The sequence below is a fragment of the Neisseriales bacterium genome (genome assembly GCA_016699915.1).
Taxonomy (GTDB): Bacteria; Pseudomonadota; Gammaproteobacteria; order Burkholderiales; family Q3-R57-64; genus Q3-R57-64.
Window position 1 is genome coordinate 544627 of the sequence record CP064990.1, and the last position, 14367, is coordinate 558993.

The 14367-nt window shown below is 40.4% G+C and carries 13 protein-coding genes and 1 tRNA gene; 8 read left to right on the forward strand and 6 right to left on the reverse strand.

The window, feature by feature from the left end; all coding sequences use genetic code 11:
• Window positions 1-102 precede the first annotated feature (102 nt).
• The gene (dnaB, locus tag IPK86_02565) at window positions 103-1518 is read left to right on the forward strand and encodes a replicative DNA helicase (GenBank protein QQS17052.1); all 1416 of its coding nucleotides are present in this window, start codon (window positions 103-105) and stop codon (window positions 1516-1518) included.
• Here the strand turns inward: dnaB and IPK86_02570 are convergent.
• The 4 genes from IPK86_02570 to IPK86_02585 form a co-directional block, all read right to left on the reverse strand.
• Window positions 1503-3113, reverse strand: coding sequence for an electron transfer flavoprotein-ubiquinone oxidoreductase (locus tag IPK86_02570; protein QQS17053.1), 1611 nt, complete (start codon window positions 3111-3113; stop codon window positions 1503-1505). The genes dnaB and IPK86_02570 overlap by 16 nt on opposite strands.
• A gap of 54 nt (window positions 3114-3167) precedes the next feature.
• Window positions 3168-4334, reverse strand: a complete 1167-nt coding sequence (gene asd, locus IPK86_02575; protein ID QQS17054.1) for an aspartate-semialdehyde dehydrogenase — start codon at window positions 4332-4334, stop codon at window positions 3168-3170.
• A 2-nt stretch (window positions 4335-4336) separates the two neighbouring features.
• A complete protein-coding gene (locus tag IPK86_02580) occupies window positions 4337-4549 on the reverse strand; it encodes a hypothetical protein (protein QQS16337.1) in 213 nt (70 codons plus the stop codon).
• Between the two features lie 97 nt (window positions 4550-4646).
• A tRNA-Gly gene (locus tag IPK86_02585) sits at window positions 4647-4720 on the reverse strand.
• A 96-nt stretch (window positions 4721-4816) separates the two neighbouring features.
• Here IPK86_02585 and IPK86_02590 point away from each other — a divergent pair.
• The 7 genes from IPK86_02590 to recR all read left to right on the forward strand — a co-directional run bounded on the left by IPK86_02590 (window position 4817) and on the right by recR (window position 12639).
• Window positions 4817-5629: an inositol monophosphatase gene (locus IPK86_02590; GenBank protein ID QQS16338.1), complete on the forward strand. Its 813-nt coding sequence runs from the start codon at window positions 4817-4819 to the stop codon at window positions 5627-5629.
• Window positions 5630-5693: 64 nt separating this feature from the next.
• The gene (dnaE, locus tag IPK86_02595; protein QQS16339.1) at window positions 5694-9140 is read left to right on the forward strand and encodes a DNA polymerase III subunit alpha; all 3447 of its coding nucleotides are present in this window, start codon (window positions 5694-5696) and stop codon (window positions 9138-9140) included.
• A gap of 106 nt (window positions 9141-9246) precedes the next feature.
• A complete protein-coding gene (gene coaD / locus IPK86_02600) occupies window positions 9247-9756 on the forward strand; it encodes a pantetheine-phosphate adenylyltransferase (protein QQS16340.1) in 510 nt (169 codons plus the stop codon).
• 23 nt (window positions 9757-9779) lie between these two features.
• Complete coding sequence (gene raiA / locus IPK86_02605; GenBank protein QQS16341.1) at window positions 9780-10067, forward strand: ribosome-associated translation inhibitor RaiA; 288 nt, start codon at window positions 9780-9782, stop codon at window positions 10065-10067.
• An 82-nt stretch (window positions 10068-10149) separates the two neighbouring features.
• Complete coding sequence (gene rapZ / locus IPK86_02610) at window positions 10150-11004, forward strand: RNase adapter RapZ (GenBank protein ID QQS16342.1); 855 nt, start codon at window positions 10150-10152, stop codon at window positions 11002-11004.
• A gap of 12 nt (window positions 11005-11016) precedes the next feature.
• Entirely contained in the window at window positions 11017-11958 is a 942-nt protein-coding gene (gene miaA / locus IPK86_02615; GenBank protein ID QQS16343.1) for a tRNA (adenosine(37)-N6)-dimethylallyltransferase MiaA, read from the forward strand.
• 84 nt (window positions 11959-12042) lie between these two features.
• Window positions 12043-12639 (forward strand): recombination protein RecR, encoded by a 597-nt coding sequence (gene recR / locus IPK86_02620; protein ID QQS16344.1) that lies wholly within the window; start codon window positions 12043-12045, stop codon window positions 12637-12639.
• Window positions 12640-12650: 11 nt separating this feature from the next.
• Here recR and IPK86_02625 read toward each other — a convergent pair whose 3' ends face one another.
• Window positions 12651-13424: an ABC transporter ATP-binding protein gene (locus tag IPK86_02625; GenBank protein ID QQS16345.1), complete on the reverse strand. Its 774-nt coding sequence runs from the start codon at window positions 13422-13424 to the stop codon at window positions 12651-12653.
• Window positions 13408-14364 carry an iron ABC transporter permease gene (locus tag IPK86_02630; protein QQS16346.1) on the reverse strand — a complete coding sequence of 319 codons (957 nt, stop codon included), beginning with the start codon at window positions 14362-14364 and terminating at the stop codon, window positions 13408-13410. Before IPK86_02630 ends, IPK86_02625 begins: the two co-directional genes overlap by 17 nt.
• Window positions 14365-14367 lie beyond the last annotated feature (3 nt).

Genomic DNA, 14367 nt, shown 5'->3' on the forward strand with positions numbered 1-14367 from the left:
AATATCTCCCATTAAGCTTAAAATATAGTATTTAGTTATATAATACACAATACATTACTTCTTTCAAAACTTGCTAAACCACCACTTAACCCTTCTTCGATGATCAACGATAAAAGCTTGGTAGTAGGTGATAATTTAGATGAACTAAAAGTACCACCTCATGCTATTGAAGCTGAGCAATCTGTAATCGGTGCTTTATTGCTAGATAATCTAGCTTGGGATAAGATTGCCGACAAAATTAGTGAAGAGGATTTTTATCGGCAAGAACATCGCCTGATTTATCAGGAAATTAAACGCCTGGTCAATCAGTCGCATCCTGCTGATATTGTAACCGTTGCCGAGTCATTAGAAAACAACCATTGTTTGACCGAAATCGGTGGATTGGTATACCTATCAGCGCTGGTCAACAATACCCCCTCTTCTGCCAATATATTACGTTACGTAGAAATTGTCAGAGAACGCTCTATTATGCGCCAGCTCATTGCAGCTAGTATAGAAATTGCAGAGACGGCTTATGTCCCTCAAGGTCGCGATATCAAAGAAATTCTTGACGGAGCAGAAAACAAAATTTTTCAGATTGCCGAAAACACACATCGCAATCGACAAGGTTTTAACAAAATTTCTTTATTACTGACAAGGGCTACCGAACGCATTGATCTGCTCTGCCAACGCGACAACCCGAATGAAGTAACGGGCGTTCCTACTGGCTTTATTGATCTAGATAAAAAAACATCTGGTTTACAAGATGGAGATCTAATTATCGTAGCAGGTCGCCCCTCCATGGGTAAAACAGCTTTTGCAATGAATATGGCAGAACACGCCGCTATCAATCACCACTTGCCAGTGATTATATTTTCGATGGAGACAAGTGGCGTACAGCTGGTCACAAGAATGTTGGGTTCTGTTGGTAGGATTGATCAACAAGTGCTACGAACAGGTCAATTAAAAAATGAGGATTGGCCTAAGCTTAGAGAAGCAATTTCGAATTTATCTGAAACCCACATTTACATAGACGAAACACCTGCTTTGACAGTGTTAGAGTTGCGAGCTAGAGCAAGGCGTATGGCTCGCCAATTTGATGGCAAAGTCGGGCTTATTATCGTTGACTATATTCAGTTGATGTCTGGAAACAATATTAAAAACGACAATCGTTCAGTGGAATTGGGGGAAATATCGCGTGGCTTAAAAACACTTGCTAAAGAACTGAATGTTCCGGTCATAGCCTTATCACAGCTCTCAAGACTTGTTGAGCACCGTACAGATAAGCGACCCGTCATGTCAGATTTACGTGAATCAGGCGCCATTGAACAGGATGCTGATCTAATTATTTTTATGTATCGCGATGAATACTATAATCCAGATTCACCTAACAAAGGTCTTGCTGAAGCAATTATTAGTAAACAACGTAACGGACCAACAGGTAAGATACATCTAGCCTTCTTAGGCAATCTCGTACGATTTGATAATGCGACGCAAGATTGGTCCAGTACAGGTCAATCATCTTACATGCCAGAATAATTGGGGCCACTACCTCCTTCTGGTGTTGTCCAAATAATATTTTGGGTGGGATCTTTAATATCACAGGCCTTGCAATGTATACAGTTTTGTGCGTGAATTTGCAGGGTGGGTTGATCTATCCCTTTATTAATTTCATACACCTGTGCTGGACAATAACGCACTTCAGGCGAGTCATATAGCGCTAAATTCTTGCTAATGGGTATTGTGGCATCCTTTAACTGAAGATGCACTGGTTGGCCTTCACGATGCACTACATTAGCAAGAAATACGGAAGACGTTCGATCAAATGTCAAACAATGATCCGGTTTAGGATAGGTAATTGGCTTACAGTGGTTAGCAATTCGCAAGCATGTATGATCCGGTTTACGGCTATGTAATGTCCAAGGCGCATGACCTTTGAGGATATACATATCTAAAGCAGAATAAATAAGTCCCTCATATAATCCTCGCAAAAATGCTAACCGAATATTGCGTGCAGCCCATAATTCATCGTAAAGCCAACTTTGACGAAACAAATCATCATAGGTATTGGCTTCGACGCGTTGACTTATGAGTGCTTCATGCACAGCATGTGCTGCGAGCATGCCCGACTTCATGGCTGTATGAATTCCTTTGATACGCGGTACGTTTAAAAAACCTGCCGCATCACCTACTATGACACCACCCGGAAAAGTTAGTTTTGGCAAAGCCTGTATACCACCTTCTGCTAAAGTTCGTGCGCCATAAGCAATACGTTGACCACCTTGTAGTATCTTTCTAATAATAGGATGCGTTTTAAAACGTTGGAATTCTTCAAAGGGCGAAAGGTAAGGATTGGCATAATCTAGGCTCGTCACAAAACCGACAGCTACTTTGCCATCAGTTAAGCAATATAAAAATCCACCACCATAAGCATTTTGACCGAGTGGCCAGCCAATGGTATGCATTACTTGACCACCCCTTACCAAGGTTTGATCTATCTTCCATAATTCTTTGATACCTAATCCATAAAGTTGCGGATCACTGTTAGTAGCTAACGCAAAATGCTTAATAACTAACTGACTCAACGAACCACGGCAACCTTCGGCTAATATCGTTTGATGAGCCAACATCTCTATACCAGGTTCATAGCGTTCACTAGGTTTGCCCTCTGCATTAAGTCCCATTACACCTGTGAGCACCCCTCGTACTGCACCTTGATTATCATAAAGTATTTCCGAGGCAGCAAAATTAGGATAAATCTCTACCCCTAATGCTTCGGCTTGCGATGCCAAAAAAGAGCAGAGTTCGCTAAGGCTGATAATATAGTCACCTTGGTGACGCATAGTGGGTGGAAGTGGCAAAGGAATAGCATGATGGCGCATTAAGTATAAAAAACGACTACTGTGAACAGCTGTATGTATCGGAGCATGAAGTTGCGTCCAATTAGGTAATAGTTCATCTAAAGTACGTATATCGAATATAGCGCCAGATAAACTATGCGCGCCTATGGTTGAGGCTTTTTCTAAAACACAAACAGATAGCTGGCGACCTATTTTTGCGCTCAGTTGCTTGAGGCAAATAGCCGCTGATAGTCCAGAGGGACCTGCTCCAATGATTAATACGTCATAGAACATATTCTCACGCTGTGTGGCAGACTTATTCTGAGCAGTCATGACTTGATACATACCTTAAGTTTGTTGTTGGTAACACTCAAATTGGTGAGTTAACACAATCTTGATCATCCTACGGATGGGCTCCGCAGCACCCCATAATAGCTGGTCACCTACAGTAAAAGCAGATAAATAATCATCACCCACTGTAAGTTTTCGTAAACGTCCAATGGGTACTACTAAACTACCTGATACGGCAGCGGGTGTTAGTTGTTCTATGCTATCTTCTTTCTTATTGGGGATCACTTTTACCCAATCATTTGCCTGTGCAATACATGCTTCAATTGCATGCATAGACATTTTTTTGCGTAATTTAATTGTTAGGGCTTGGCTGTGACAACGCATAGCACCAATACGCACACAAAGACCGTCAATAGGAATTTGATGTTGCTTACGCCCTAATATTTTGTTCGTCTCTGCGCTACCTTTCCATTCTTCTCTGGATTGACCATTACTTAAATCTTTATCAATCCAAGGGATTAAATTTCCAGCAAGCGGCACATCAAAATGCATTTTGGGGAATCCATCACTGGTTAAGCATTTAGTTATTTTGCGGTCAATATCAATGATAGGAGTATGAGAATTGATCAAATCGGATTGTGCGCTATGATAAATAGCACCCATACCTAAAATCAACTCTCGCATATGCTGAGCACCTGCGCCAGAGGCTGCCTGATAAGTCATTGTCGTTACCCATTCAATCGCTTCTTCCTGAAATAAACCCGCCAAAGCAATAAGCATTAAACTTACCGTGCAATTAGCGCCAACATAAGTTCTAATACCCGATCGTAATGCTTTGTCAATTAAAGGACGATTGACAGGATCAAGTATAATAACCGCTTCTTCATCCATACGTAATGTACTGGCCGCATCAATCCAATAGCCACGCCAACCTCTTTGTTTTAGCGTAGGATATACAGCATTGGTATAGTCTCCACCCTGACAAGTCACAATGACAGGTAATGCACATAACGCATCGATATCATATGCTTGTTTGACCGGGTAGAGTTGTCCGTCACCTATATCTGGACCTCTATCAACTGTTTGTGAAGTACTAAAAAATATAGGCTGTATGGGTAAAGAAATAAAATCCGCCTCTTCTTTCATGCGTGTCATAAGTATCGATCCAACCATACCTCGCCAACCGATAAATCCGACAGGCAATCTATGAGCTTGGGTATGCATCATCATGTTCCTAAGGCTATCAAGCAGTACATGGTTAAGGTGCCATGTGATCGAACTGTATCGTTCTGTTTATCCTGTAATACTTGTATGTGCTGGCGATATTCTGACCATATCGGAATATAATCCAACTTAGCACAGATAGCGGACAATTCCACGCTACCTAAAAATACATTAGTATCCTGACCAAGAGGATTTGAAAAATTACGTGAACCCATTTATTCCGTTTTAAACGCCTATTGAAAATAGTAAGTCATAAACATGATAAACTGCTCAAACTACACGATTGATCTTATTTCACAATGATTGTTGTCATGGAGCGGGTGAAGGGAATCGAACCCTCGTCGTAAGCTTGGGAAGCTTCTGCTCTACCATTGCGCTACACCCGCATTGATCACTTCTCAACCATTCTAGATAGATAAGGAGCGAAGTGTAGCGGTTTTTTGTGATTTTGGAAACCTGACTCTATTAGAGAGCACAATCATATGCACCCTATGCTCAATGTTGCAATTAAGGCCGCTAGGCGCGGCGCCAGTGTTATTCGGCATGCTGCTTCAAAGTTAGATGGCATCGCGATCGAAAAAAAGGATAATGATAGCATTGTCACCGAAGTGGATCGTACTGCAGAAGAAGCAATCATTGGCGTTATTCTAGAAGCTTACCCCACGCATACAGTATTGGCAGAAGAATCTGGTTTTCATCTCAACCAGGATGCAACCTACCAATGGTTTATTGATCCCTTGGATGGCACCACAAATTTCATTCACGGACATCCTCAGTATGCTGTATCCATCGCATTGGCTCACGAAAATCAAATAGAGCAAGCTGTTGTTTATGATATTGAGCGCAATAACTTATTTACTGCAACACGTGGCGCAGGTGCTTATCTTAATGACCGACGCATCCATGTTGCTAAACATAGCCAATTAAATGCTGCGCTACTTGCTACAAGCATCCCAACATTTAATCCCAACTCGGTTCATTTATATTTCAACATATTGCGCGATATGGTTGCTTTACAAATTAGCACACGTAATGAGGGTTCTGCGGTTCTAGATTTATGTCATGTTGCCTGCGGACAAATTGATGGCTATTTTGCTTTGCATCTTAAACCGTGGGATATGGCCGCTGGTGCATTAATTGTTCAAGAAGCAGGTGGGCTTATTACCGATCCCTATGGCGAAGATCACTGGCAAAAAACAGGGCATATTGTGGCATCTAATCCTAAGTTACTTGCTCAGCTTTTACATATCATTACACCGCATATGGTAAATCATATGTTGCCATTACCTTGCTAAGGAAGTTAGTTTTGAAATATTGGCTTGATAACAGCAAGCATGATTATCAGTATAATAGCGCATCATGATAGATCCTGTCTTCGTTCACCTACGGCTACATACAGAATTTTCTATTTCAGATGGCATCGTTCGTATCCATGAAGCTGTTGCTCGGGCATCCGAATTAGCTATGCCAGCCCTCGGCATTGCTGATTTGATGAATCTATTTGGTGCTATTAAATTCTATAAGACTTGCCAAGATGCCGGGATTAAACCCATCATTGCTTGTGATGTTTGGTTAACAAATCTCGCGCGCCGCCAACAACCTTATCGTTTGCTGTTGATTGTTAAAAACCATAATGGTTATAAACGACTCTGCGAATTACTAACCCGTACACATATTAAAAATCAATATCAGGGTCGTCCGGAAATTCATCCTGATTGGTTTTTAGAGGGTGACAATGGCGGTCTAATCTGTTTATCGGGTATTCATAATACAGACATTGCAGCTTTTTTAAAAAATGGTGAATTGGAAGCAGCTAAACAGCAAACTCAGCATTGGGCAAAATTATTTCCACAATCTTTCTACTTAGAAATACAACGAATAAGAGATGATACGAAAGAATTAGAGCAAGGAATTTTATGGATTGCTAACCAAACAGGTCTTCCTGTTGTCGCAACACATCCAATACAATTTATGCAACCTGAAGACTTCAAAGCGCATGAAGCAAGGGTCTGTATTACAGAGGGTTGCAAACTTAATGATAAACGTCGCCAACAATATTTTGAGACCAATCAGTACTTTTTATCAACCGAAGCGATGCAAAAGCGCTTTGATGATCTAGAAGTTGCGCTATATAACTCGGTAGAAATTGCTAAACGCTGTAATCTTACTCTGCCGCTTGGCAAACATCACTTACCCAATTTTGATATGCCATCGGGCATCACGTTAGACAATTATTTTATTCAACAAACACAGGAAGGACTAATAAAACGCTTAACTGAGCTTTTTCCAGATAGCACGGTAAGACAAACCCAACAAGCCGTATTTAAGGAGCGTTTACAGTTCGAAATAAATACTATTATTGACATGGGCTTTTCTGGTTATTTCTTAATTGTTGCTGATCTTATTAACTGGGCAAAAAATAACCAATGTCCAGTCGGACCTGGTCGAGGTTCTGGTGTTGGTTGTTTGGTATCGTTTTGTTTAGGTATTACAGAAATTAACCCCCTAGCCTACGGATTGCTCTTTGAGCGCTTCTTAAATCCAGAACGGATGACAACGCCAGACTTAGATATTGATTTTTGCCAAGAAAATCGATATCGCGTTATCGAATACGTCAAAGAACGTTATGGTGAAAAGGCGGTAAGCCAAATCGCTACTTTTGGTAAATTAGCTTCAAAGGCTGTTATTCGTGATGTCGGGCGCGTGATGTCACTTCCTTATACTTTTTGTGATCAATTATCAAAGTTAATTCCTTATACCGCTAATAAGCAATATACGCTTGATGAAGCAGTTGAAAATGAGCCACTTTTAAAAGAGCGGCTAGATAATGAAGAAGAAACATCAGAACTATGGGATTTGGCTAAAAAATTAGAAGGGTTGACTCGAAACGTGAGCATGCATGCAGGAGGCGTGCTGATTGCACCTAGCCAACTGACAGATTTTTGTCCCTTATATCAAGGCTCTAGTCATGATGCAGTGCCTGTTTCCATGTATGACAAAAATGATATTGAGCAAATTGGACTTGTAAAATTTGATTTTTTGGGTCTGCGAAACTTAACTATTATCGATCTTACGATACGTTATATCCAATCTTTTGATCCTGCTTTTAATGTTGACCTTAATAAACTACCTTTTACTGATCCGGCAACCTATAAAACCTTCCAAAGAGCCAATACGACCGCTGTATTTCAAGTCGAATCGGAGGGCATGAAACGCCTTTTAGAAAAACTAAAACCGGATCGATTCGAAGACATCATTGCTGTACTTGCATTGCATCGACCAGGGCCACTAGGATCGGGCATGATTGATGACTTTATTTTGCGAAAAAAAGGTAAGCAGCGTATTAATTATTTCCACGATGACCTTAAAAGCTGTTTAGAGCCGACTTATGGCGTAATTCTTTATCAAGAACAAGTTATGCAAATTTCACAAATTATCGGAGGTTATACCCTAGAAGGCGCTGACATTCTCTGTCGCATTATGAGTAAGAAAAAACAAGAAGCGATGGATAAGCATCGCATCACTTTTATTGAAGGCGCTAAACAAAAAAATTACTCTATCAAACTTACTGAACAATTATTTGACCTGATGGCTAAATTCGCTGAATATGGTTTTAATAAATCGCACAGTGCCGCTTATGCCGTAATCGCCTATCAAACAGCTTGGCTTAAAACACACTACTGTGCAGCCTTCATGGCTGCTACCATGTCTTTAGAATCTCACAATACAGACCAATTAAAAATATTGTACGATGATGCGCGTCGCAATCGTCTTGATTTTTTACCATTGGATATTAATGAATCAGTTTACTATTTTGTTCCGATCAACGATACACAGATCCGTTATGGATTCAGTGCAGTAAAAGGAGTTGGTAGGACTGCTGCTGAAAAAATCATATCGGAGAGAAAAAAGCATGGCGCTTTTACCAGTTTACTTGATTTTTGCAAAAAAGTTGATCGGCAGCACCTTAATAAAGGAGCTATCGAAGCGCTCATCTGTGCGGGTGCTTTTGATGCAATTGAAAAAAATCGAGCGTTACTATTTCGGAATATTGAATTGGCGATGAATTTTGGTGAACATGAACGGATCAATATACAGCAAGGTAAATTATTTAGCGATATGCATGCGACACAAGCAACTATTAAAATGATTACCTATCCTGATTGGTCGGATAAAGAAAAATTGGTACGGGAAAAAAATGCATTAGGTTTTTATTACTCAGGTCATCCTTTCACAGCATATATTACGGATATTTGCCATTTCACGGATAGTAAATTAAGTCAAATTACGCCACAAAATGAAACAAAATGGCTAAGCGGGTTAGTGACAAATTTTCACACAAAAATGAGTGGTAGAGGCAAAATGGCCTTCATTCAATTGGAAGATTTAAGCGCAAAAATAGAAGTCATTGTTTATACTGAACTGTGGAATCAATGTCAAAATAAGGTTTTAGAAGACGAGCCATTGGTTATACGAGCCAAAATTAGTCAAGATGAATTCTCAAGTAATGTCAAGGTGATTGCTGAGGAATTGCTCAGCATCAGTGAAGCAAGGTGCCGTTTTGCGCATTATTTGAAACTAGATATTGGAAAACCGATAGATATGGCAATACTAAAAAATAACTTGTCAACATTTGTTGACCCACAAAATGGCAGTATCATTCATATTACTTTTTCTAACGATAGTGCTATGGGTGAGTATTATCTTAGTTCCAATTGGCGTGTCCGTTTAGAGGATAAGCTACTTGAATCGTTGTCTATCCTATTGGGCAAGCAAGCGGTACATATTATTTGGAAAACACAGTAAGTCAACAGTAAAACACATAGTGTCCGCTTCAAAATTAGTCATAATGTAGCAAAATAAATTAAAGATTTGAAGGTAAATATTCATCAATTTATGGGATAAATTACTCTTGAAAAGAGCGGTATATGCGGGTAGTTTTGATCCGCCAACTAATGGTCACCTGTGGATGATCCAAGCTTCCGCTGAACTCTTTGATGAAGTCATTGTAGCAGTTGGCGATAATCCAGAAAAACAAAGCACTTTTAGTCAGCAAGAGCGTGTGATGATGCTCAAAACAGCTATTTTTGGCATGGATAAAGTCCGCGTTGAAACTTTTTTGCATACATTTTTAGTAGATTATGCTAAAGCAATATCGGCAAATTATATTTTGCGCGGCGTTCGCAGTGCAGCAGACTACGAATATGAACGTATCATGCGTTATATCAATGCCGATTTATACCCAACTATCACAACTGTATTTTTAATACCACCACGCGAATATGCTGAAATTTCCTCCACCATGGTTAAAAATTTAATCGGCCCAAAGGGTTGGGAGGCAATTGTGCGTCAATATTTACCCAAGACAGTGTACCAAGCCATACTGCAATACTATAAAAATAGATCAAGCGTCGTAAAATGAGTATATATATCTAGGGAGGAGCTATGGATCTTAAACTAATTGGACCGCATCTTGAAATCACGCCAGCACTACAGGAATATGCGAACACTAAATTTCAGCGCATTGCCCGCCATACCGAGTCAGCGATCTCGATAACGGTTACCTTATCTACTGATAAAACGGTTCATCAGGCTTACGCAGATTTACATGTTGCTGGCAAATCCATACATGGGGAAGCATCGCATAAAGATATGTATGCTGCTATTGATTTATTGGTCGATAAACTGATTCGCTTATTCATTAAAAATAAAGAAAAAAGTTGCACGCTATAAGTCACCTCATCATTTTTCTTAAGCAAAATAAACAACAAGGTTGCGCGCTATATTTAAGCGATATATTGATTGGATGTGACTCATGAAACTAGTATTGGTCAGTGGTTTATCAGGCTCCGGTAAATCTGTTGCTTTACATACTTTAGAAGATATTGGCTATAGTTGTGTTGATAATTTACCCGTCATTATGCTGGCAGATTTCGTCGCTTTATATCAAAAATTATCGTATCAGCAAGTTGCTATTGGCATTGACACGCGCTCTTTACCCAATGTTTCAGAGCTATCTGATAGCATCCATAAACTTACTATGTCAAACATTGAAACTTATCTTATTTTTTTAGAAGCAAGGGATGATATTTTGATACAACGTTTTGCTGAAACCAGGCGTAGCCACCCTTTTTCCCGCCATGAACGCACTATTGAAGAGGCTATTCAGTATGAAAGAGCCTTATTGGCGGATATGAGTGCGTTAAGCCACCAAATTGATACGAGCTTATTGTCTATTTATGCTCTGCAACAACTAATTTTGCAGTGTATTACATATACCGCTTCGCCTATTGGGCTATTATTTGAGTCATTTGGTTTTAAATATGGTATGCCATTGGATGCCGATTTTATTTTTGATGTACGCTGTTTACCGAGCCCGCACCATATCAAAGCCTTACAAGATTATACGGGATTGGAATCGCCTATTATTGATTATTTTTCAGATGAAGCGCTTGCTAACACAATGGTTGATGATATTGCGCACCATATTCAAAAATGGTTACCACACTTTATTCAAAGTACGCGTAGTTACCTTAATATTGCCATCGGTTGTACAGGTGGCAAACACCGTTCCGTTTATGTTGCCGAAGCATTAGCAAAACAGTTTGCGCACTACTTGCCACTTGTCAGACATAGACAATTGTTACTTCATCAACCCTGTGCATTGTAGCAATGCTAATTCATGTTACCTTCCATTGGCTGCATTATCGGACCTACTGCAAGCGGCAAAAGTCAATTAGCGCTACATCTTGCAGCATGCTACGACGCTGAAATTATTAGTGTTGATTCAGCGTTAATTTATCGACATATGAATATCGGGTCTGCTAAACCTTCTCTAGAAGAACGCCAACAAATCCCGCACCATTTAATTGACATTATTAATCCAACTGACCGCTATTCTGCTGCAAACTTTTGTACTGATGCCACAAAACACATCACTCGTATCATGGCCAAAGGTAAAATGCCATTATTGGTCGGTGGTACTATGCTTTACATTTACGCACTTGAAGTTGGGCTGTCACACTTACCTTGCGCTGATTTAACTTTACGCGCTCAATTGGATGAGGAAGCACAATTAAAAGGTTGGCCTGCCCTACATAAGCAACTTCAAGCCATTGATCCAATTGCAGCGTCACGCATTGCACCATACGATAAACAACGTATCCAAAGGGCTTTGGAGATATTTTTGCTCTCTGGTCATCCACTTACCACTTTACTTAAAAAAAAATCCACGCCATCTTCTTTTAAATTACTCAAAATGGCGCTTGTTCCTGCTGAACGTGCTTGGTTGCGCGATCGCATTACGCATCGTTTCCGACATATGCTTAACATGGGTCTCGTTGAAGAAGTCAAAACATTACGCACCCGTTTCCCAAACTTAACCCCAGCATTACCTGCCATCAGAACAGTGGGTTATCGGCAAGCATGGCAATATCTTGACAATCAAATTAATTACGATACCTTTGTTACGCAGGCAATCACTGCTACGCACCAATTAGCTAAACGACAATTAACTTGGTTAAATAAGCTTCAAAACCTAACTTTATTGAACTGCCAAGATAAAAATCAGTTACCAGCACTGGCTGAAAAATGGTTTAGGCAGCATATCCTGCCTATATCTTAGACGGTATAAACGTTTTGTTGCATTATATTAAATACTAGGTTCGTTTATAATCAATATTATTGAATTGACTTGGTGAATCATTTTATGAAACCCATTGCCTCACTGGATCGGTTGGTTCATGCCTTAAAAATATTACCCAGTGTTGGGTCCAAATCAGCGCAACGTATGGCTTTTCATTTGTTGCAGCATGATAAGTTGGGCGCTCAAAAACTAGCGCTTGCTATCCATGAAGCACTTGATAAAGTCAAGCACTGTGAAGCTTGCAATACGTTTAGCGAACAAACACTCTGTCCAATTTGTATTGATGACACAAGGCAAAAAGATATATTAATGGTGGTTGAGATGCCAACCAACCTTGCTTACATTGAGCAAACTGGTTGCTACAACGGATTATATTTTGTATTGATGGGTAGACTATCTCCCTTGGAAGGCATTGGGTTACATGATATTGCTCTGACTAAATTAGTAGAGCGCGCCTCAAAGCAATCCTTCAAAGAAATTATTATCGCAACAAATTTTACAGCTGAAGGTGAAGCCACCGCTCATATCATTTCAACATTACTCAAACCACATAAACTATCCCTAAGTCGCATTGCGAGAGGTATTCCGGTAGGCGGAGAAATTGAATATATTGATCAAGGCACTCTCGCTCAAGCAATCCATGAAAGACGATTGCTATAAACTAGATCACTTTATGATGCTTTGATGCTTGGCTTACCGAGTGCAATAAAGGCTTTATTGGGTGGCTTGGCATTATCAATTAACTGTGCAAGCGATGTATCATATAGCGCTTCGAGCTTTTTAAGATGCATTACCTCAGCAGTATGCCCTAATACATGTAATGTTGAGTGTGCCATAAGACCTACTTTGTCAGCATGACGTAATGCCAAATTCAGGTCATGCAATACAACCAATACGGCGATATCAAACTGACGAACAATATCTCTTATCAAGGTTAAAACAGCGTCAGCCACGCCAATATCTAACGAAGCGGTTGGTTCGTCCAGTAAAAGATAACGCTCTTCAGTGGCTTGGGTAAGCAATTGAACTAATGCGCGAGCTAGCAAAACACGCTGTATTTCACCACCTGAAAGCGTTTCACTATTTCTAGACATTAAATCTTGGATGCGAATCAATGATACTGCTTGATCAATAGCGTCTTTTTCACCATGCCGATAAGCGCCCATCTCAACAATAGCGCTAACTTTAAAACCAGAGGGCAATACAGGACGCTGCTCAAGCACCGCACGCCTTTTAGCAAGCTGCTTTGCTGAAAAATAAGACAGCGGTTCACCATCTAGCAGTGCTTCACCGACATCAGGTTTTTCAAGACCAGATAAAAGGGACAGTACACTACTTTTACCTGCTCCATTCGGCCCTAACAATACTACCAGTTCATTTTTCTGAAGTGATAAAGTCACATTTTTGACGCGATTTTTGAGCGAAACATTAGTCAGCGAGAGCATTAACATTCCTACGCTGTATACGAAGCATGTGCCATAAAAAAAATGGCACACCAGTTAAGCTAGTGATCACACCAACTGGTAGCTCAACAGGATAAATAGCTAAACGCGCAATGAGATCAGCACTACCAGTAAGCAGTGCACCAATCAGCGGGGATACAAATAAAATACGTTTTGCGTCGCCACCAATCGCAATACGACATAAATGGGGAGCCATCAGACCAATAAAGCCGATTATGCCACATTGCGATACAACAAGTGCTGTGGATAACGTCGCCAAAACCAGTGCACTAAAACGCCATTTTAGTAGAGCATAGCCCGAATAAAATACTGCATGCTCACCCAATTGCAATAAGTTTAAATAACGCCAATGCTGCCATAAAAAAAACCAAATCACAGGTAAGGCAAGCAATAGTGATAAAGCGGTGGACCAATTACTGGCTGAAAAACTACCCATCAGCCAAAACGTCACACTTTGCAAAGGACCATTAGGTAATATGGTCATCAATAGCATTAAAAAACTACCCGTTAATGCGTTCACCGCAACACCAGCCAAAATCAAGTGTGTGGACTGATACGCTGCACCAGCTAGAAACCACACCATTAATAGTGCAACAGCTGCACCAGTAAACGAAATTATCGACACCATAAACGGTAAGGCGCCAAGATGTAATGCTAAGGCCGCAAATAAAGCAGCGCCACCCGAAACACCAATTAATCCAGGTTCCGCCAGAGTATTACGAAACTGGTATTGTACTGTTGCGCCAGCACAGGCCAGTAAGCCGCCAGAAGCAAAAGCGGCAATCGTTCGCGGTAAACGAAGTTGCATAATAATCTGTGGGGTATCCCAATATAGCCAACCCTCTACGCCATCTAGAAAAATGCTCGCCACAAATACAACCAGTAAGGCAACGCCAATAAATACTAAGCGATAAATAGACATAGG

Excerpts from the sequence above, each read along its gene's own strand:
- IPK86_02570 (QQS17053.1), bottom strand. The coding sequence starts at position 3,113 with ATGTTCTATGACGTATTAATCATTGGAGCAGGTCCCTCTGGACTATCA.
- asd (QQS17054.1), bottom strand. The coding sequence starts at position 4,334 with ATGCATACCCAAGCTCATAGATTGCCTGTCGGATTTATCGGTTGGCGA.
- IPK86_02580 (QQS16337.1), bottom strand. The coding sequence starts at position 4,549 with ATGGGTTCACGTAATTTTTCAAATCCTCTTGGTCAGGATACTAATGTA.
- IPK86_02590 (QQS16338.1), top strand. The coding sequence starts at position 4,817 with ATGCACCCTATGCTCAATGTTGCAATTAAGGCCGCTAGGCGCGGCGCC.
- dnaE (QQS16339.1), top strand. The coding sequence starts at position 5,694 with ATGATAGATCCTGTCTTCGTTCACCTACGGCTACATACAGAATTTTCT.
- raiA (QQS16341.1), top strand. The coding sequence starts at position 9,780 with ATGGATCTTAAACTAATTGGACCGCATCTTGAAATCACGCCAGCACTA.
- rapZ (QQS16342.1), top strand. The coding sequence starts at position 10,150 with ATGAAACTAGTATTGGTCAGTGGTTTATCAGGCTCCGGTAAATCTGTT.
- miaA (QQS16343.1), top strand. The coding sequence starts at position 11,017 with ATGTTACCTTCCATTGGCTGCATTATCGGACCTACTGCAAGCGGCAAA.
- recR (QQS16344.1), top strand. The coding sequence starts at position 12,043 with ATGAAACCCATTGCCTCACTGGATCGGTTGGTTCATGCCTTAAAAATA.
- IPK86_02625 (QQS16345.1), bottom strand. The coding sequence starts at position 13,424 with ATGCTCTCGCTGACTAATGTTTCGCTCAAAAATCGCGTCAAAAATGTG.
- IPK86_02630 (QQS16346.1), bottom strand. The coding sequence starts at position 14,364 with ATGTCTATTTATCGCTTAGTATTTATTGGCGTTGCCTTACTGGTTGTA.